General features: G+C 65.2%; 19 protein-coding genes. 10 read left to right on the top strand and 9 right to left on the bottom strand.

What is annotated here, in order from left to right; all coding sequences use genetic code 11:
• Nucleotides 1-44: 44 nt before the first annotated feature.
• A complete protein-coding gene (locus tag AC1RQP_RS03340) occupies nt 45-266 on the bottom strand; it encodes an RNA-binding protein (protein WP_492935919.1) in 222 nt (73 codons plus the stop codon).
• Nucleotides 267-545: 279 nt separating this feature from the next.
• On the opposite strand from AC1RQP_RS03340, the gene AC1RQP_RS03335 reads away from it, so the two are divergent.
• Entirely contained in the window at nt 546-962 is a 417-nt protein-coding gene (locus tag AC1RQP_RS03335) for a hypothetical protein (RefSeq protein ID WP_492935918.1), read from the top strand.
• A gap of 300 nt (nt 963-1,262) precedes the next feature.
• Here AC1RQP_RS03335 and AC1RQP_RS03330 read toward each other — a convergent pair whose 3' ends face one another.
• On the bottom strand, nt 1,263-1,496 hold the full coding sequence (locus AC1RQP_RS03330) for a hypothetical protein (protein WP_239623492.1): 234 nt from the start codon (nt 1,494-1,496) through the stop codon (nt 1,263-1,265).
• A 261-nt stretch (nt 1,497-1,757) separates the two neighbouring features.
• Here AC1RQP_RS03330 and AC1RQP_RS03325 point away from each other — a divergent pair, with 261 nt between their 5' ends.
• Nucleotides 1,758-1,952: a hypothetical protein gene (locus tag AC1RQP_RS03325; protein ID WP_061881492.1), complete on the top strand. Its 195-nt coding sequence runs from the start codon at nt 1,758-1,760 to the stop codon at nt 1,950-1,952.
• Between the two features lie 59 nt (nt 1,953-2,011).
• Here the strand turns inward: AC1RQP_RS03325 and AC1RQP_RS03320 are convergent, their stop codons facing one another.
• Nucleotides 2,012-2,437, bottom strand: coding sequence for a translational machinery protein (locus tag AC1RQP_RS03320; RefSeq protein ID WP_239623493.1), 426 nt, complete (start codon nt 2,435-2,437; stop codon nt 2,012-2,014).
• Nucleotides 2,438-2,600: 163 nt separating this feature from the next.
• On the bottom strand, nt 2,601-3,776 hold the full coding sequence (locus AC1RQP_RS03315) for an OpgC domain-containing protein (RefSeq protein ID WP_239623494.1): 1,176 nt from the start codon (nt 3,774-3,776) through the stop codon (nt 2,601-2,603).
• A 248-nt stretch (nt 3,777-4,024) separates the two neighbouring features.
• Between AC1RQP_RS03315 and AC1RQP_RS03310 the strand changes: the two genes are divergently transcribed.
• The 3 genes from AC1RQP_RS03310 (at nt 4,025) to AC1RQP_RS03300 (ending at nt 5,517) form a co-directional block, all read left to right on the top strand.
• The gene (locus AC1RQP_RS03310) at nt 4,025-4,330 is read left to right on the top strand and encodes an ETC complex I subunit (protein WP_008567648.1); all 306 of its coding nucleotides are present in this window, start codon (nt 4,025-4,027) and stop codon (nt 4,328-4,330) included.
• A 175-nt stretch (nt 4,331-4,505) separates the two neighbouring features.
• Nucleotides 4,506-5,000, top strand: a complete 495-nt coding sequence (locus tag AC1RQP_RS03305) for an Lrp/AsnC family transcriptional regulator (protein WP_492935917.1) — start codon at nt 4,506-4,508, stop codon at nt 4,998-5,000.
• Between the two features lie 220 nt (nt 5,001-5,220).
• A complete protein-coding gene (locus tag AC1RQP_RS03300) occupies nt 5,221-5,517 on the top strand; it encodes a DUF3551 domain-containing protein (protein WP_492935916.1) in 297 nt (98 codons plus the stop codon).
• Nucleotides 5,518-5,610: 93 nt separating this feature from the next.
• On the opposite strand, the gene AC1RQP_RS03295 is transcribed toward AC1RQP_RS03300, so the two are convergent.
• Nucleotides 5,611-6,639 (bottom strand): AraC family transcriptional regulator, encoded by a 1,029-nt coding sequence (locus AC1RQP_RS03295; RefSeq protein WP_239623497.1) that lies wholly within the window; start codon nt 6,637-6,639, stop codon nt 5,611-5,613.
• A gap of 113 nt (nt 6,640-6,752) precedes the next feature.
• Between AC1RQP_RS03295 and AC1RQP_RS03290 the strand changes: the two genes are divergently transcribed.
• The 4 genes from AC1RQP_RS03290 to AC1RQP_RS03275 all read left to right on the top strand — a co-directional run bounded on the left by AC1RQP_RS03290 (nt 6,753) and on the right by AC1RQP_RS03275 (nt 12,535).
• A complete protein-coding gene (locus tag AC1RQP_RS03290; RefSeq protein WP_492935915.1) occupies nt 6,753-7,925 on the top strand; it encodes an isovaleryl-CoA dehydrogenase in 1,173 nt (390 codons plus the stop codon).
• An 84-nt stretch (nt 7,926-8,009) separates the two neighbouring features.
• Complete coding sequence (locus tag AC1RQP_RS03285; RefSeq protein ID WP_492935914.1) at nt 8,010-9,614, top strand: carboxyl transferase domain-containing protein; 1,605 nt, start codon at nt 8,010-8,012, stop codon at nt 9,612-9,614.
• A 4-nt stretch (nt 9,615-9,618) separates the two neighbouring features.
• The gene (locus AC1RQP_RS03280; RefSeq protein WP_492935913.1) at nt 9,619-11,622 is read left to right on the top strand and encodes an acetyl/propionyl/methylcrotonyl-CoA carboxylase subunit alpha; all 2,004 of its coding nucleotides are present in this window, start codon (nt 9,619-9,621) and stop codon (nt 11,620-11,622) included.
• A 1-nt stretch (nt 11,623) separates the two neighbouring features.
• Entirely contained in the window at nt 11,624-12,535 is a 912-nt protein-coding gene (locus AC1RQP_RS03275; RefSeq protein ID WP_492935912.1) for a hydroxymethylglutaryl-CoA lyase, read from the top strand.
• Between the two features lie 251 nt (nt 12,536-12,786).
• Here the strand turns inward: AC1RQP_RS03275 and AC1RQP_RS03270 are convergent, their stop codons facing one another.
• From AC1RQP_RS03270 to AC1RQP_RS03255, 4 genes are all read right to left on the bottom strand, one after another.
• Nucleotides 12,787-13,713: a dihydrodipicolinate synthase family protein gene (locus AC1RQP_RS03270; RefSeq protein ID WP_492935911.1), complete on the bottom strand. Its 927-nt coding sequence runs from the start codon at nt 13,711-13,713 to the stop codon at nt 12,787-12,789.
• Nucleotides 13,714-13,788: 75 nt separating this feature from the next.
• On the bottom strand, nt 13,789-14,772 hold the full coding sequence (locus AC1RQP_RS03265; protein WP_492935910.1) for a TRAP transporter substrate-binding protein: 984 nt from the start codon (nt 14,770-14,772) through the stop codon (nt 13,789-13,791).
• A gap of 22 nt (nt 14,773-14,794) precedes the next feature.
• Nucleotides 14,795-16,060, bottom strand: coding sequence for a TRAP transporter large permease (locus AC1RQP_RS03260; RefSeq protein ID WP_492935909.1), 1,266 nt, complete (start codon nt 16,058-16,060; stop codon nt 14,795-14,797).
• Nucleotides 16,060-16,668 carry a TRAP transporter small permease gene (locus AC1RQP_RS03255; RefSeq protein ID WP_492936373.1) on the bottom strand — a complete coding sequence of 203 codons (609 nt, stop codon included), beginning with the start codon at nt 16,666-16,668 and terminating at the stop codon, nt 16,060-16,062. Before AC1RQP_RS03255 ends, AC1RQP_RS03260 begins: the two co-directional genes overlap by 1 nt.
• Before the next feature lie 233 nt (nt 16,669-16,901).
• On the opposite strand from AC1RQP_RS03255, the gene AC1RQP_RS03250 reads away from it, so the two are divergent.
• Entirely contained in the window at nt 16,902-17,585 is a 684-nt protein-coding gene (locus AC1RQP_RS03250) for a GntR family transcriptional regulator (protein WP_492935908.1), read from the top strand.
• The last annotated feature ends 32 nt before the right edge of the window (nt 17,586-17,617 follow it).

The raw sequence follows: 17,617 nt of genomic DNA, 5'->3' as shown, positions 1-17,617 counted from the left end.
GGCTCGCAGGGCATGGGATCGCAGACCTGCGACCGCAACTCCGCTCAGAACAGCAGCCAGTCAACAAGCCGCCAGGCGACCCAGGCGAGGGCGCCGATCCAGCCCAGCATTGCAATCCCGGCCACGCCAAGTCCGAGGAGCGGCAACAGCGAGCTTCCGGTCTCCGGGACGTCGGATAATTTCTCGGTCGTATCGATCTGGCTCACTGCTCCCCCTTGCCATGCGGCCTGCTCATCATTGGTCTCGGCTCGCTCGCAGAAATTCACCGGCTGCACTCCTGCTCACACGGACGTGAGACGAGACCACTGTCCGTCCATGGCGGGCGCGCTGATCGTTGACATTCACGGACGCCTCGAGATCGGTGGGAAAAACCTGCAACGCACGATGCTGCGTTTGGTTGCTCCGGCCGAGCCCCTAAAATGAAAGGCCTGCCGGGCCGAATTTTTCGTGGGGCCGCGCCTGCTTTGCGGGCTGGGTGCGTTGAAGGGAGGATCGGGGGCGCGTAATCGGCGCTTTGCCCAATGTCTCCTTCGAGCGAGGTCTCCATGTCGATCAGCGCGATTGCATCCACCACCGCGGCCGTGACGACGTCCGTACCGGCCGCGACGGCGTCACCGTCTGCGGCATCCTCAACGTCGGCATCCTCAACGTCGGAGGCTTCGTCGACGGCGGCCGCCTCATCGACCTCGTCGGAATCGTCCTCGCAATCGGCGGGTGAAAGCTCGGGATCGGGCGGCGGCTCGGCCAAGACCATCGTCAGCGAGGTCTCCATGACCATCGACGGCGTCACCACCACCACCATCACCTATTCCGACGGCACCACAGAGGTCGAGACCTCCGCGAGCACGCAAGGCAGTCAGGGCAGTTCGTCCGGGCAGACCTACAACGCGCAAGGCGCGCTCGGGACCAATGCCCAGAACGCGTCCGGCAGCGCGTCCAGCGCCACGTCCCAGTCGGCTTGATCGCCGAGGCGGGGCAGGCGGCGCATTGCGTCGTGCGCCGTTTGCGAGAGGTCTTCCGAGCCCTTCGAAGCCAAGACCTTCGAAGCCTTGGCGTTCATAGCTTGCGCCACACGACTTCTGCGCGATTTTTCAAGGCGCTGGTGAGGGGCCGCGCGGCGCAGAATTGCCAAAGATTCATCGAACCTTTGGGCGTCGCCACCGACACATGTGTGTTGGGGATTTCAGCGCCCAATGCCTAACGGACGCCGCCAAGCGATGATATTGCGCTTGCGCGGCGTTGCGCTTTTCCGGCCGGGCCGGTCAGCTCGACGCGTGCCAGCCGGGTGGAAACGGCAGCAACGGCCAGATCGCCTCGTTGTCGTTGGCGGCGTTCAACCGCTCTTGCGGCGGCGTCTTCACCACTGACGCTGGCGGCATCATTCGCAGCGCGAGGCGCAGAGATGCGCATTGCAGTTTCATTATTGTCATCCCGGCACGTCGATGATTTCCAAACGTCCGGTCGTTTTCAAAGTTCGACGTCAGCTGGAAAATCAACGTGCGTCTGAAACAGCGTTCGTTCTCAAATCACATGCAGTCTAGAAAACCCGGCGCCAGCTTACAACCGATCTCGCCGCTCCATCCCAAGAAGTAAGGTTGATCGGTTAGGTTAAAGGCGAGCGTTTGTTGCGGCCGTCCGGGTGGCTGTTATCAAGGTCTGTCCCGGCTCGCGATGGGCGGCCTTCAATCCGTGCGACCACAGATCACGGTTCGTCGCGGCGCCCGTCGGTTGAGTTGTACGCCAGCGAGTTCCGCCACATGTCTCTTGATCGCAACCTCAAGACCATTGGTCCGCAGTCCAGCTGGACCGATATCTGGCACCTCTGGACAGTGATCGTGCCGCGCCGCTCCATCAATGGGCAGTTCGTGGTCGGCAAGGTCTGGCGCCGCCGCGACGGCCGCGACTGGATCTACAAGAAATTCACCGAGTTCGACGGCGAAGAGGCGGCCTGAAGCGCGCTGAGACCGGGACGAGACATCATCGCGCCCCGGGCTGTTGAGGCCGTGCAGTCCTAACCCGAGTGCCGCTCGCCTGTTGCCGAGCCCGGTGTCTGCACGCGCGGCAGCGGCATTTTGAAGTGACGCTTCGCATAGGCGACGATCTCGGCGTCCGAGGGATGATCGGCCGCTTCCACCGCGACGATCCGCTTGGCCAGATCGGCTGCGCTCGCGCGAATGTGGCTGGCAAGCTCTGTCTTCGCGCTCGCCGGACCGATGATGAGGATCTCGCCGGCGTCGGCGAGGGCTTTGGTCACCTCGGTGTAGAATGCCTTGTCGGGAGCTGCATGGCCGCTGCCGATCGCATTGGCCTTGTGATGAAGATGGCGTGTCGCCAGATGCGGATGCAGCGTGATTTCGTCCGAGCCGCCGAGGCCGAAATGGAAGATCCTGGCCTGCGAGTGGTCGATCCATATCACGGCGTGGAAATGAGAGGGCATGGGTTCGGGCCTTGTGCGAGAGGAGTCCGCCGCGGGCGGCGCGGCGGCGCATGTCGCGGCGACACTATGCGGGACAGCGCCGCCCTCTGTTGACCCAAGTCAATTCGATCCCGGCCCGACAGGCGGGGCAACGGAGGCCTCGCGCTCCGAAGGCGGCGCCCGCTCAGGCCGCCTTCGTCGCGGCTGCCCCCGGCTTCGGCGGTGGCGGCTTCAGCGGCTTGTCCTGCTTCTTCGACCACGAGATGTAATAGGCCACCGTCGTCATGATCGCGATGCCGGCGACGCTGACGAAGATCTGCGCGAGCAGCGAGCCCGAGCTCATCGACAGCTCGAAATGGCCGACGAACGACAGGAACACGCCGACGCAGAACACGGCGAGCGACTGCTGGCCGCAGACGATCAAGGGATCGAACACCCTCCACTCCAGCCCCGGCCACTCCTTCGGCACGAAGCGGATCACCAGGATCACGATCACCACGAAATGGAGGAAGCGATACGGCGCAAGGTTGGTCTTGTCATTCGGGTTGAAGGCCGAGAACAGCCATTCCGGGAACATGCCGCCGAGGGTGGGGAAGCGGCCGGCCATGGTCATGACCAGCGCGAACAGGAGATAGAAGAGGCAGACCCACAGCGTGATCGGCGAATTGATCAGCGTCATCGAACGGCGTGCCCCGCCCATCGCGCACCAGGCGCCGAACACGAACAGCACCTGCCAGCAATAGGGGTTGAAGTACCACTGACCGGCCGGATAGGCGGTCAGGTTCAGGCCATAATGGCGCGCGGCCAGCCACAGCACGATCGACAGGACCATCGTCAGGTCGGGCTTGCGCAGCATGAACCACAGCACGGGCGGAAACAGGCCCATCAGCACGATGTACAGCGGCAGCACGTCGAGATTGAGCGGCTTGAAGCGCAGGAACAGGCCCTGGCGCAACGTCTCGGTGGCATTGTCGACGAGGCCGGCGACGTTGAATTCGTTGATCATCTCGGAATCGCCGAAGCGCAACGCCAGATAGCTGATCGAGGCGATGTAGATCACGAACAGGATGATGTGGGCGACATAGAGCTGCCAGACCCGCTTGGTCAGCCGCGTGGCGCCGACGATGAAGCCGCGCTCCAGCATCATCCGCGCATAGACGAAGGAAGCGGTATAGCCGGAGATGAAGACGAACAGGTCGGCCGCGTCGGAAAAGCCGTAGTTGCGGGTCGTGATCCAGTTCACGACGTTGTCGGGGATATGGTCGAGAAAGATCGCCCAGTTCGCGACGCCGCGAAACAGGTCGAGCCGGAGATCGCGGCCCTTGTCGGGAAGCGTTGCACTGATGTTCAGGAAGGCCATGCGACGGGAGCTCTCGAAGAGATCGGATAGGCTGATGAGGCAGTGCCGCCGGGCGGGATCCCGGCGCCGAAGGCAGGTACGGAATTGTCACGGTGCAGCATAATGACTATACCGTTGGCGAGGGGCCGGGGGGCCGGAATCACCGATCAAGTCCCGATCGGTTTCTCTATACTATCCCTGAGGTTTCCACCAACTGCCACCGTGACGCATCGAAATCGAACGAAAAGACGAAGAGGCCCGGACCAGTCATGACCGCACGCATTTTCAAGCCTGCCAAGAACGCGATGCAATCCGGCCGGTCCAAGACGAAGGAATGGCAGCTCGATTACGAGCCGGAGCAGCCGCGCTCGGTCGAGCCGCTGATGGGCTGGACGTCGTCCGGCGACATGAAGCAGCAGATCACGCTGCGCTTCCACAGCAAGGAAGAGGCGGTCGCCTATTGCGAGCGCAAGGGCATCGCCTACCAGGTCATCGAGCCCCAGGAATCGATTCGCCGGCCGGTCGCCTATGCGGACAATTTCTCGTTCCGCCGCGGAGAGCCCTGGACGCATTGAGGGGCAGGCGGCGTCTGCCGTTGCGGGCCGGCGTGAAGGAACGTGGATGGCCGGGAGGCATCCCGCCTGTACGTTTAACGTCGCGTCCGGCGCCGGGCCCCCGGGTTCTGCCCTTGGCATCAATTCCGCCACGTGCTTCGCTGCCTCGCGTGACGAGCTCATGGCGAGGCGGGGTATGGCGGGGCGTGACCAGCTCGACGGCGTCGATCTGAAGATCTTATCCGAGCTGCAGCAGGACGGGCGGGTGCGCAACAACGAGCTGGCGCTGCGCGTCGGCGTGTCCGCGCCGAACTGCCTGCGGCGGTTGAAATCGTTGTTCAGCCGCGGCGTGATCCGGGCGGTGCGCGCCGTCATCGACGAGCGGCGGCTCGGCTTTGAGGTGGTCTCGTTCGTCTCGATCCAGCTGGGCAGCCAGGCCCAGCCGGTGCTGGAGGCGTTCGAGACCTCGATATCAGCGATCCCGCGCATCCAGCAATGCTGGCGGATTTCCGGCGACACCGACTATCTGCTCAAATGCGTGGCGCCGAGCGTCGAGAGCATGCGCCAGCAGCTCCTGCATTTCGCGGCGATGCCCGATGTGAAGAACGTCCGCAGCTTCCCGGTGCTCGGCGTCGCCAAGGATGTGCCGTTGCCGTTGCAGGAGGCCGCCGCGGCTGCGCCGGCAGGATAGGATCGGAAATGCTATCGCGCGGCCAAACCAGAATTTCATGCAATCCGAACAATGATGCATGAGTCACTCACCTAACTGTGACATGTGATTTGGGAAGCCCTGCAATGCGCTGAGCCGTGATTGTCGGTTCCCCTGCGCCGCCTAGATGCGAGGGGCGAACCCTCAGCGTGTTGGCATGCCGAGGCCTCTTTTGTGAGACCCTGAAGCAGGAAAAGACACCATGACATCGATTTCGAAGACGTTCGTCGCATCCGCGGCGACGCTGTTTGCATCCGCGTTTCTCATGATGACCGCACCCGCAGCGCAGGCGGAAGACTACTGCATCACCAACGGCGCTCAGGCCGCTCACGGCTGCGGCTATCCGACGATGGAAGCGTGCCGCGCCGCGGCCGGCGGCATCGGCGGCACCTGCTCGCAGAGCGGCGGCGCGAAGGCCTCGAACGACGCGTTCGCCCAGCAGCCGAAGCAGACTCACTCGCGCAAGCTCCGGTCGGGCGGCCAGACCAACTCGAACTAACGCCGCCAATCGAGACCGGTTCAGAGATGTTGCGGCCTCCGAGATCCAACTCGGGGCCGCAATTCATGACGACCACGCAGCGCACGCGCTCGCTCACCGGTACCGGCCGCGAAACTCGCGCGGGGAGGTCCCGGTCCAGCTGCGGAAGGCGCGCGAAAAGCTTTTTTCGTTGCGGAAGCCGGCGATCTCCGCGATGCGCTTGATCGGCGTGCGGCCGCGCATCAGCTCCTGCTTGGCGAGCTCGAACTTCGCCTCTTCCTTGAGATCGCGCAGCGAGGTTGCCTCCTCGCGCAGGCGCCGGTGCATGGTGCGGGTGGACAGCGCCAGCTCGCGCGCGACGTCCTCGGCGCCGAGAATGCGCCCGCGCGCATTGCGGAGCACGCGGCGCACGCGCTCGACCAGTAGCCGGTCGCGCCGGTAGGGCAGCACGGTCAGCCGCAACGCGCCCTTGAGCATGTTGTCGAGATCGGCCGCGCTGCGCGTGAGCGGCAGCGACAGATAGTGCTTGTCGAAGATGATGCTGGCGCGGTCCGCATCGAAGCGGACGGCCCGGCAGAAGATGGTCGGATAGACCGAGACGTGTCCGGGCTGCGGGTAGGGGAATTCAGCCGCGCGGAGCGCGATCCGGGAATCGACGGCCCAGCACGAGAAGCCGAGCACGTAGCGGAACAGGGTGACCAGGCAGAACTCGCGGCAAGGCCCGAGATCGCGTCGCTCACGGATCGACACGACCGCGGTCTCTTCGCCGAGCTCGAGATCGAGCAGCACATCCTCGGTGACCAGTCGGTGATGCCGGCACCAGCGCTTGAGTGCGACCTCCAGCGTCGGCGCGGTGATCGAGGCGCGGCACAGCATGCCATAGGTGCCCCAAGGCAGTCGCCGCGAGAACCAGCCGAGCGCCTCGTCGTCGAGCTCGCGCATGGCATGGCCCGCCAGCGCCTCGAATTGGGCGGCGGTGACCCGTCCGTCCGGAGAATTGACCAGGTCCGGCGCGACCTGGCCCCGGTTCAATGCCTCCGCGGGATCGCGGCCGTATCGCTCATAGGCGGCGACCACGCCGCGGACGAAGGCGGCGGGGGTGACGGCGCGGCGCGGGATCGCGGTGGCGGCTTGAAAAGGCATCGGAAATCCCTCCTGAAAATCCTCGCCAAGTTTGGCGGAAAATGCAACCTTTTCGACTGCAAGAGGGCCGGGACCGGGCTAGGTTCGGACCCCAAAATACGGAGGAAATCGCCTTGAACATCCCGAGCATCGATTTCGATCTGGGCGAAGACATCGGCATGCTGCGCGACACGCTCCGCGCCTTCGTGGAGGCGGAGATCACCCCGCGCGCGGCCGAGATCGAGAAAGCCAATCTGTTCCCGGCAGACCTGTGGAAGCGCTTTGGCGACCTTGGCCTGCTCGGCATGACCGCGCCGGAGCAGTATGGCGGCTCCAACATGGGCTATCTCGCCCACGTCGTCGCCATGGAGGAGATTTCGCGCGGCTCGGCTGCGGTCGGGTTGTCCTACGGCGCCCATTCCAACCTCTGCGTCAACCAGATCCGCCGCAACGGCAACGATGCGCAGCGCCAGCGCTATCTGCCCAAGCTGATCTCCGGCGACTATGTCGGCGCGCTCGCGATGTCCGAGCCCGGCGCCGGGTCCGACGTCGTCTCGATGAAGCTGCGCGCCGACAAGCGCGGCGACCGCTACGTGCTCAACGGCTCCAAGATGTGGATCACCAATGGCGGCGATGCCGACGTGCTGGTCGTCTACGCCAAGACCGATCCGGAGGCCGGCCCGCGCGGCATGACGGCTTTCCTGATCGAGAAGGGCTTCAAAGGCTTCACCCACGGCCAGCATCTCGACAAGCTCGGCATGCGCGGCTCCAACACCTATCCGCTGTTCTTCGACGAGTGCGAGGTCCCCGAGGAGAACGTGCTCGGCAAGGTGGGCGAGGGCGTCAAGGTGCTGATGTCCGGCCTGGACTATGAGCGCGCGGTGCTCTCGGGCGGCCCGCTCGGGATCATGGCGGCCTGCATGGACGCGGTGGTGCCCTACATGCATGAGCGCAAGCAGTTCGGCCAGCCGATCGGCGATTTCCAGCTGATGCAGGGCAAGCTCGCCGACATGTATTCGACCTGGCAGGCCACGCGTGCCTATGTCTACGCCGTGGGCCGCGCCTGCGACCGCGCCGACCACGCGCGCAGCTTGCGCAAGGATGCGGCGGCTGCGATTCTCTATTCCGCGGAGAAGGCGACATGGATGGCGGGCGAGGCGATCCAGGCGCTCGGCGGGGTCGGCTATACCAGCGAATTCCCGGTCGGACGCCTCTGGCGCGACGCCAAGCTTTACGAGATCGGCGCCGGCACCTCGGAGGTTCGCCGCATGCTGATCGGTCGCGAACTCATGGCCGAGACGGCCTAGATCCTGCACGCAATTGGAATTGCCGCGAGACTGGTCCAACCTGCTCGCGGCCTCTCGTCAGATCACCAGATACGCGGGACTTTCATGCCGCTCCATTCCAGCATCGATCCGTCTTCATCCGACTTTGCGCGCAACTCCGAAGCCATGCGCGCGCTCGTCGCTGACTTGCGCGAAAAACTCAGCCAGGTGGCCGGCGGCGGCGGCGAGGTCTCGCGCAACCGCCACACAGCGCGCGGCAAGATGCTGGCGCGCCAGCGCGTCGATCTGCTGGTCGATCCCGGCACCTCGTTCCTGGAGCTGTCGCCGCTCGCGGCCTATGGCCTCTATGGCGGTGACGTGCATTCGGCGAGCGTCGTCACGGGGGTGGGGCGCATCTCGGGCCGCGAATGCGTGATCGTCGCCAACGACGCCACCATCAAGGGCGGCACCTATTACCCGATGACCGTGAAGAAGCATCTGCGTGCGCAGGACATCGCGCGGCAGAACAATCTTCCCTGTGTCTACCTGGTCGATTCCGGCGGTGCCTTCTTGCCGTTGCAGGACGAGATCTTCCCGGACGAGCGGCATTTCGGCCGCATCTTCTACAACCAGGCGCAGATGTCCTCGCAGGGAATCCCGCAGATTGCGATCGTGATGGGCTCCTGCACCGCCGGCGGCGCCTATGTGCCGGCGATGTCCGACGAGAGCATCATCGTGCGCAATCAAGGGACCATCTTCCTCGGCGGCCCGCCGCTGGTGAAGGCTGCGACCGGCGAGGTGGTCAGCGCCGAGGAGCTCGGCGGCGCCGACGTGCACTCGCGCCAGTCCGGCGTGACCGATCACTATGCCCAGAACGATGCCCATGCGATCGGCATCGCGCGGCGCATCGTCGGCACGCTGAAGCCGTCGGCACGGCCGAACCTGAACATGCATCCGCCACGCGAGCCGCTGTTTGCGGCGGAGGAGATCTACGGCGTGGTGCCCGTCGACGGCAGAAAACCGTTCGACGTGCGCGACATCATCGCGCGCGTGGTGGACGGCTCAGAATTCGACGAATTCAAGAAACTCTATGGCACGACGCTGGTGTGCGGCTTCGCCCATATCTGGGGCTATCCGGTCGGCATCATCGCCAACAACGGCATCCTGTTCAGCGAGAGCTCGCTGAAGGGCGCGCATTTCATCGAGCTGTGCTGCCAGCGCGGCATTCCCCTGGTGTTCCTGCAGAACATCACGGGCTTCATGGTCGGCAAGAAATACGAGGCCGGCGGCATCGCGCGCGACGGCGCAAAGCTGGTGACGGCGGTCGCGACCGCCTCCGTGCCGAAGTTCACCGTCGTGATCGGCGGCTCCTACGGCGCCGGCAATTATGGCATGTGCGGCCGCGCCTACTCGCCGCGCTTCCTCTGGATGTGGCCGAACGCGCGCATCTCGGTGATGGGCGGCGAGCAGGCCTCGATGGTGCTGAGCCAGGTCCGCCGCGACAACATCGAAGCCAAGGGTGACAGCTGGTCGAAGGAAGAGGAAGACAAGTTCCGCGAGCCGATCCGCGCGCAATATGAGAGCCAGGGGCACCCGTATTACGCGACCGCGCGCCTGTGGGACGACGGCGTGATCGACCCGGCCGACACCCGCCTCGTGCTCGGCCTTGGCCTGTCGGCGGCATCGAATGCGCCGATCGAACCGACGAAATTCGGCCTGTTCAGGATGTGATGCGATGGACCGTTCCAAGCTCTACCGGCGTTTTCGCACGCTCCTGATCGCCAACCGGGGCGAGATCGCCTGCCGCGTCATCCGCACCGCCCGCGCCATGGGCCTGCGCACGGTCGCGGTCTATTCCGAGGCCGACCGCGACGCGATGCATGTCGCGCTCGCGGATGAAGCCGTGCTGCTCGGGCCCGCGCGGGCCCGCGACAGCTATCTCAGTGTCGAGCGGCTGATCGAGGCCGCACGGAAGACCGGGGCAGAGGCCGTGCATCCCGGCTACGGCTTCCTGTCGGAGAACGCCGAGTTCGCGCAGGCCTGCCTTGAAGCGGGGCTCGTCTTCGTCGGGCCCACCGCCGAAATGATGACTGCGATGGGCTCGAAATCCGGCTCGAAGGCGCTGATGGAGAAGGCCGGCGTGCCGCTGGTGCCTGGCTATCACGGCGAGGCCCAGGACGAGGCGACGCTTTCCAAGGCCGCGGACAGGATCGGCTTCCCCATCCTGGTGAAGGCTTCCGCCGGCGGCGGCGGCCGCGGCATGCGGATCGTGCGTTCGGCGGCCGAGCTTGGGCCCGCGATCGTCAGCGCCAAGCGCGAGGCTCTGGCGGCGTTCGGCGATGATCGCATGCTGATCGAAAAATATGTCGACAATCCCAGGCATATCGAGGTGCAGGTGATCGGCGACAGCCATGGCAATCTGCTCTCGCTGTTCGAGCGCGAATGCACGCTGCAGCGCCGGCACCAGAAGGTGATCGAGGAGGCGCCGTCGCCGACCCTCAATGCCGCGCAGCGCGAGACGGTCTGCGCCGCCGCGCGAAAGGCGGCCGGAGCGGTGAATTATGTCGGCGCCGGCACGATCGAGTTCGTCTCCGACGGCAAGGACGTGTTCTTCATCGAGATGAACACGCGTCTGCAGGTCGAGCATCCCGTGACTGAGCTGATCACCGGCATCGACCTCGTCGAGTGGCAGCTGCGCGTCGCCTTCGGCGAGGCGCTGCCGCTGAAGCAGGACGAGATCCGGCTCAACGGCCATGCCGTCGAGGCGCGGGTCTATGCGGAGAATCCCACCAAGAACTTCATGCCGTCGGTCGGCAGGATCTCGACCTGGCGGTTGCCGGCAGAAGCTGGAGGCTTGCGCATCGACGCCGGCTATCGCGAAGGTGATGCGGTCTCGCCGTACTACGACGCCATGCTGGCCAAGATGATCGCCTGGGCGCCGACGCGGGACGTCGCGATCGAGCGGCTCAATCGGGGACTGGAAGAGTCCGACGTTCGCGGCATCGTGACGAACATCCCGTTCCTGTCGGCGCTGATGACGCATCCCAAGGTGCGCACGAATGCGATCGACACCGGCTTCATCGAGCGCGAGCTGGCGGTCCTGACACAGGCCGCGCCGGCGCCCGGCGAGCTCGAGCTTTGCGCCGCGGTGGCTGCGATCCTCAACGACGAGCGACAGGCCGCCCGTGCGCAGGCGAATTCGCCCTGGCAGACCTTCGGCTGGCAGCCGGTCGGCCGCCGCCAGCGCAACTTTGCCTTCCGTGTCGGGCACGGGCCGGAGCAGAAGATCACGCTGAACTACGGGAGTGGCCCCTCGACGCTCGTGATCGGCGAACGCGAGCTGGCGTTCATGACCACGGCGAAGGAAGGCGGCTTCGACTTGACGCTCGACGGCGTCAAATCGTCCGTCGCGGCCGTGATCGACGGCCATGAGCTTTACTTGCGCACGCGCAACGGCCGGTTCGACCTGCACTGGGTGGATCCGTTCGGCGGCGAGAGCGAGGAGCAGGCCGGCGAGGACAAGATCGCGGCACCCCTGCCGGGCACGGTCGTCGCCGTGCTCGCCGAGGAGGGGGCGAAGCTCGAGAAGGGCGCGCCGATCCTGACGCTCGAGGTCATGAAGATGGAGCAGACACTGCGCGCGCCCTTTGCCGGCGTGCTGAAGTCGATCAGGTGCAAGGTCGGCGACATCGTCCAGGAGGGCGTCGAGCTCGCCGTCGTCGAGCCTTCCGGAGAGTGACATGAGCGATCCCGTCCGCATCATCGAAATGGGGCCGCGTGACGGTCTCCAGAACGAGAAGACGCCCGTCAGCGTCGAGGCCCGCATTGCCTTCGTCGAGGCGCTGGTCGCGGCCGGCCTCCAAACGGTCGAAGTCGGCGCCTTCGTCTCGCCCAAGGCGATCCCGCAGATGGCTAGCTCCGACGCGGTTCTGCGCGGAGTGAGCCACATCAAGGGCGCCGAATTCCACGTGCTGGTGCCGAACGAGAAGGGCTATGACGCCGCGCGTGCCGCGGGCGCCGAAGTGGTCTCGGTGTTTGCGGCGGCCTCGGAAGGGTTTTCGCGCGCCAACATCAACTGCACGGTCGCGGAGTCCATCGAGCGCTTCAAGCCGGTGCTGGCGCGCGCCAGGGCCGATGGCGTGAAGGTGCGCGGCTATATTTCCTGCGTGCTCGGCTGCCCCTTCGACGGCGAGATCAAGCCGAAGGCGGTCGCCGATCTCGCCAGCACGCTGTTCGAGCTCGGCTGCTACGAGATCTCGCTCGGCGACACCATCGGGGTCGGCACGCCATCCAAGGCGAAGGAGATGCTGCGCGCGGTCAGTGCCAGCATCCCTCCCGCCAGGCTCGCGATGCATTTCCACGACACCTACGGCCAGGCGCTCGCCAATCTCTATGCAGGGATGGAAGAGGGCGTCCGCGTCATCGACAGCGCTGCGGGCGGCCTCGGCGGCTGCCCCTATGCGCCGGGCGCGACCGGCAACGTCGCGACCGAGGACGTCGTCTACATGCTCGAGGGCATGGGGATCAGGACCGGCGTCGACATGGACAAGCTGCTGGCGGCCACCAACGCGATGAGCGGCGTGCTGGGCAAGCCGCCCGTGAGCCGCGTGGCGTCCGCGCTGAACGCGAGGAGGAAGCGGGCTGTCTCCTAGTTCTCCGTCATTGCGAGCGTAGCGAAGCAATCCAGGATCCCTCCGCGGAAATACTCTGGATTGCTTCGTCGCAAGTGCTCCTCGCAATGACGGCTGAGAGAGCTATCGTCGCTCTTGTAGGGTGAGCAAAGGCGCGTAGCGCCGTGCCCACCATCTCTCCATGATCGAGCCAGGTGTGGTGGGCACGCTTCCGCCTTCGCTCTGCGAGCTACGGCGGACAAGTCGCTTTGCCCACTCTACGGGACCTGCGGTCAGGCCGCCTTCAGGCCGACATCCGGCAGGCGCGGCCGGTTCTTGAGCGCCTTGGCCATCATCGCCTCGACCTCGGCCTTCTCCTGCGGCAGCAGCGCAAGGCGCGGCGGGCGCGTCAGCGCGGTGCCGCGGCCCATGATGTGCTCGCACAGCTTGATGCACTGGACGAGGTCCGGGCGTGCATCGAGGTGCAGCAGCGGCATGAACCATTCGTAGAGCGGCATCGCCTCGGCGAAACGCCCCGCCTTGGCGAGGCGGAACAGCGTCTCGCCCTCGCGTGGGAAAGCGTTCGACATGCCGGAGACCCAGCCCACGGCGCCCATGGCGACGCTCTCGACGATGACGTCGTCGAGGCCCGCAAACAGCACGAAGCGGTCACCGACCATGTTCCTGGTATCGATGAAGCGCCGCGTGTCGCCCGAGGAATCCTTGAAGCAGACGACGGTCTCGACATCGGCGAGCGAGGCCAGGATGTCCGGGGTGACGTCGTTCTTGTAGATCGGCGGATTGTTGTAGAGCATCACCGGCAGGTCGGTGGCGCTGGCGACGGCGCGGAAATGCGCGGCGGTCTCGTGCGGCTTGGAGGAATAGACCAGCGCCGGCATCACCATCACGCCGTCGATGCCGACGCGCGCGGCTTCCTTGGCCGTTTCGACCGCGAAGGCCGTGGTGAATTCGGCGATGCCGCACAGCACCGGCACCCGGCCGGCCGCGACCGACTTGGCGGCTTCCATGATCGCGATCTTTTCCTTGCGCTCGAGCGAGGTATTCTCGCCGACCGAGCCGCAGACGATCAGGCCGGAGACACCGTCGCGGATCAGCCCGTCCATGACCTTGGCGGTCGCGTCGATATTGAGCGACAGATCGTCGTTGAACTGCGTGGTGACGGCCGGGAAGACGCCTTCCCAGGAGATGCGTGGGCTCATTGCTTGGCTCCGATTGGAATTGTGCCGGCGGATCGTTCGATCCGCCGGGCATTGACGTGAGGGCGATGGATGGGATCAGAGCGTCGCGCCGACCTTGCGCAGCTCGGCGAGGACGGGGGCTTTCGGCAACCAGATCTTGTCGAATTCCGCGATGACGGCCTCGGTGTCCTTGGCGTCGACCTGGCGGATCGGGATCGGCGCGTTCTTGAAGTTCTGGATCAGCGCGGGCTCGTTGCCGGCGAGCTCGTCGATCTGCGCGTCCAGCGTCGTCTTGATCGTCCTGGTGATCAGCTCGCGATCGGCCGCGGGAAGCGACTGCCAGACCCGCCCGGAGACGACCGCCGCCATCGGCATGAAGACGGCGTTCATCTGCAGGATGACCTTGGACACCTTGTCGAAGCGCTGGTTCCAGGAGAATTCGAGATCGGCCTCGAGGCCGTCGACCTGGCCGTTGGCCATGGCATCGAACACTTGCGGCGTCGGGATCGGCGTCGGGGCGGCGCCCAGCGAAGAATAGAAATCGCGATAGACCGGCGTCGGATTGATGCGCAGCTTCATGCCCTTGATGTCGGCGAGCGAGTGCAGATCCTTGGACGAGAACACGGCGCGCATGCCGGTGATGCCCCAGCCGAGCCCGATCGTTCCGGTTTCCTGCGGCAGCACGTCGAACAGCTTCACCGCCGCCGGATGGCGCACGAGCTTCGCGACCGAAGGCGTCGAGCGAACGATGTAGGGCGCGTTGATCGCGGCGATGTGCGGCACGCGCGAGCCGAGCTCGGCGGCCTGGATGAAGCCCATGTCGAGGGCGCCGGACTGCAATTGCTGCATCATCGCGGTCTCGTTGCCGAGCTGGCCGGAGTGGAACACGGTCAATGTCAGGCGGCCGTTGGTCGCGGACTTGAGATCCTCGCCGAATTTGAGCGCGGCCTTGTTCCAGGAATGGCCGTTGGGCGTGATCAGGCCGAGGCGGAATTCCTTGGCCTGGGCGAGCGCCAGCGATGGGGCAAACACCGAGGCGGCGGCACCGGCGGCGAGAAAACGGCGGCGTGAAAGCGACATGGTCGGGCTCCTATTGGACGGCCTATTTGACGAGGATCAGCGAGAGCGACGGGTAGAGCGAGAGCAGCACCAGGAGGACGCAGGAGATGACGAAGAAGGGCAGCGTCACCATGAACATCTTGCCGGGCTTGGCGCCGGTGACGGCTGCCGCGACGAAGAAGCAGAGCCCGACCGGCGGCGACAGCAGGCCGAGCACCAGGTTGATCACCACCACGACGCCGAACTGCCGGGGGTCGATGTGATAGATTTCGGTTGCCACGGGCAGCAGGATCGGCACGGTCATGATCAGGCCGGGAATGCCGTCGATCACCGTGCCGATCACCAGCAGGATCACGTTGCAGATCAGCATGAAGCTGACCGGGTCCTTGGCGACCGTCTGGATCCAGGCGGCGGTCTCCTGCGGCACCTTGCCGAAGATCAGGACCCAGGAGAACACGGCGGCGGCTGCGACCAGGAACAGCACGATTGCCGAATAGATGGCGCTGCGCAGCATCATCTGCGGCAGCTGGGAGAACTGGAACTCCCTGGTCCAGAACTTTCCGACCAGCGCTGCGGCGACCGCGCCGACGGCCGCGGATTCCGTGGCGTTGGCGAGGCCGCCGAGGATGGTGCCGACGATGACGATCGGGATCAGCAGCGTCGGCGAGGTCCGCAGGATCGTCATGACGCGCTGGCGCGGCGTCTGGTAGTCCGCGCGGGGATAGTTGTAGACGTACCCCATCAGCGCGATGACGAGGCAGAACATCACGGTGAGAATGACGCCCGGCACGATGCCGGCGATCAGCATGTCGCTGACCGACACCTGCGCGAGCACGCTGTAGACCACGAACATCACCGACGGCGGGATGATCGGGCCGAGCATGCCGCCATAGGCGGTCAGCCCCGCTGCGAAGGTCTTGTCGTAGCCCTTCTTCTCCATCTCCGGGACCATGATCTGGGCCATGATCGCGACCTGCGCCGTCGCAGATCCCAGGATGGAGGAGATGAACATGTTGGCGAGGATGTTGACGTAGGCGAGACCGCCTTTGAGCGAGCCGACGAAGGCCATCGCCATGTCGACGATGCGCCGTGTGATGCCGCCGCCGTTCATGATCTCGCCGATCAGGATGAAGAGCGGGATGGCGATCAGGCCGTAGCTGTCGACGCCGCCGAACAGCTGCAGCGGATAGGACTGGAACAGCACGGGGTTGCCGGATGCCGCGATGTAAACGAGGCCGGCAAGGCACAGGCACAGGCCGATCGGCACGCCGACCAGCATGAACGCCACGAAGGCCGCTGACGTGATCATCAGTTGACCCCGTCCAGCTCGGAGAGCTGAAAGCCTTTCGGCGCGGTGCGCGGGACCAGCTCGAGATCTTCCAGCAGATTGGCGAGACCGTGAATGGTCATCGACACCGCGAAGATCGGCAGCGTCAGATAGAGCACCCAGGTCGGCCAGTTCAGCGTCTGGGTGCGCTCGGTGTAGAGGAAGTTGAAGGTTTCGGCGGCGAGCTTGCGCCCGTCGAAGCCGGCGCGGGCGAGACCAACCGGGTCCATCCAGAGCACACATGTGACGATCAGGGCGACACCGAACACGACGACGAGGCCGGTCGAGATCACCTTGGCGGTCTTCTGGTGCCGCAGCGACAGCCGCTCCGTCAGCATCGTGACCGCGAAGTCGAGCCGCAGCCGCGTCATCGCGGAGGCGCCGATGAAGGTCAGCCAGACCACGCAATAGACCGCGGATTCATCGATCCAGTAGATCGGGAAATGCGAGTAGCGGGTGACGACGTTCACCAGGATCAGTCCGGTGAGCAGGTACATCAGGCCCATGAGCGCGAGGCGCTCGAGCGCGAGCAGGCCGCCCGACATCCGTACGATCGTACGTCGGAGGCTGAGCGCGCGCGTGGCCGGCATGGTCTGCTCGATCATGAAAGAGGCCCCAACTCCCGAAGAATTGTCGTGCGATTGCCAAATGTATAATTTATACAATTTGGGAGTCAAACGGAGTTTGCGGTCATTTCTGCGGCAGGGCGCGCTTTTGCTGGGCACTTTGCTTTTGTGGAGCGGCTGGCTTTTGCCGGGCACCTCGACATGCAAGACAGGGACCGCGTCGGCCGAACGAGTCGGGAAGGACAACAGAAGGTCAGATGAAACAGCCTCTGAAGCATCGCACCCTGTCGGCTGCGATCGTCGATCAGCTCCGGCAGGCGATCCTCGACGGCACCTATCCGGCCGGATCCCAGCTGCGCCAGGACGCGCTCGGGGATGCTTACGGCGTCAGTCGCATCCCGGTGCGAGAGGCGCTGTTCCAGCTCGAGGCGGAAGGCCTGGTGCGGATCGTGCCGCAGAAGGGCGCCATCGTCTCCGAGCTGTCACTGGACGAGATCAACGACGTCTTCGACCTGCGCCGCATCCTGGAGCCGCGGCTGCTGGCGCAGTCGGCGCCGCGCTTCGGCGCGGAGGATTTCGAGGGGCTCGACGACATCCACAAGAGCTTCGAGAAGGCGATCAAGGCGCGCAATGTCAGCGAATGGGGCCAGCTCAACGCCGACTTCCACATGGCGCTCTACGTGCACGCGCCGCAGCCCCGTACGCGCGCGATCGTGCTGTCACTGCTTCAGACCAGCGACCGCTACACGCGTCTGCAGCTCTCCAACACCAAGGCGATGGGGACAGCGGAAAAGGAGCATGCCCAGTTGATCGCGCTCTGCCGCGCGCGGAAGGTCGAGGAGGCCTGCCGCTTCCTGGAGCGGCACATCGAGGCCGTGCGCAAGGACCTGTTGCAGGTGGTGGCGAATGCGCCGAAGTCGCGACGGAAGAGCGAGCCATAACCACGGAACTTGCAGGGTCGGCAAAGGCGCGT

The organism is Bradyrhizobium sp. GW821-FHT13H06 (genome assembly GCF_058803975.1).
This window is presented reverse-complemented; position numbering and strand designations above follow the sequence as displayed.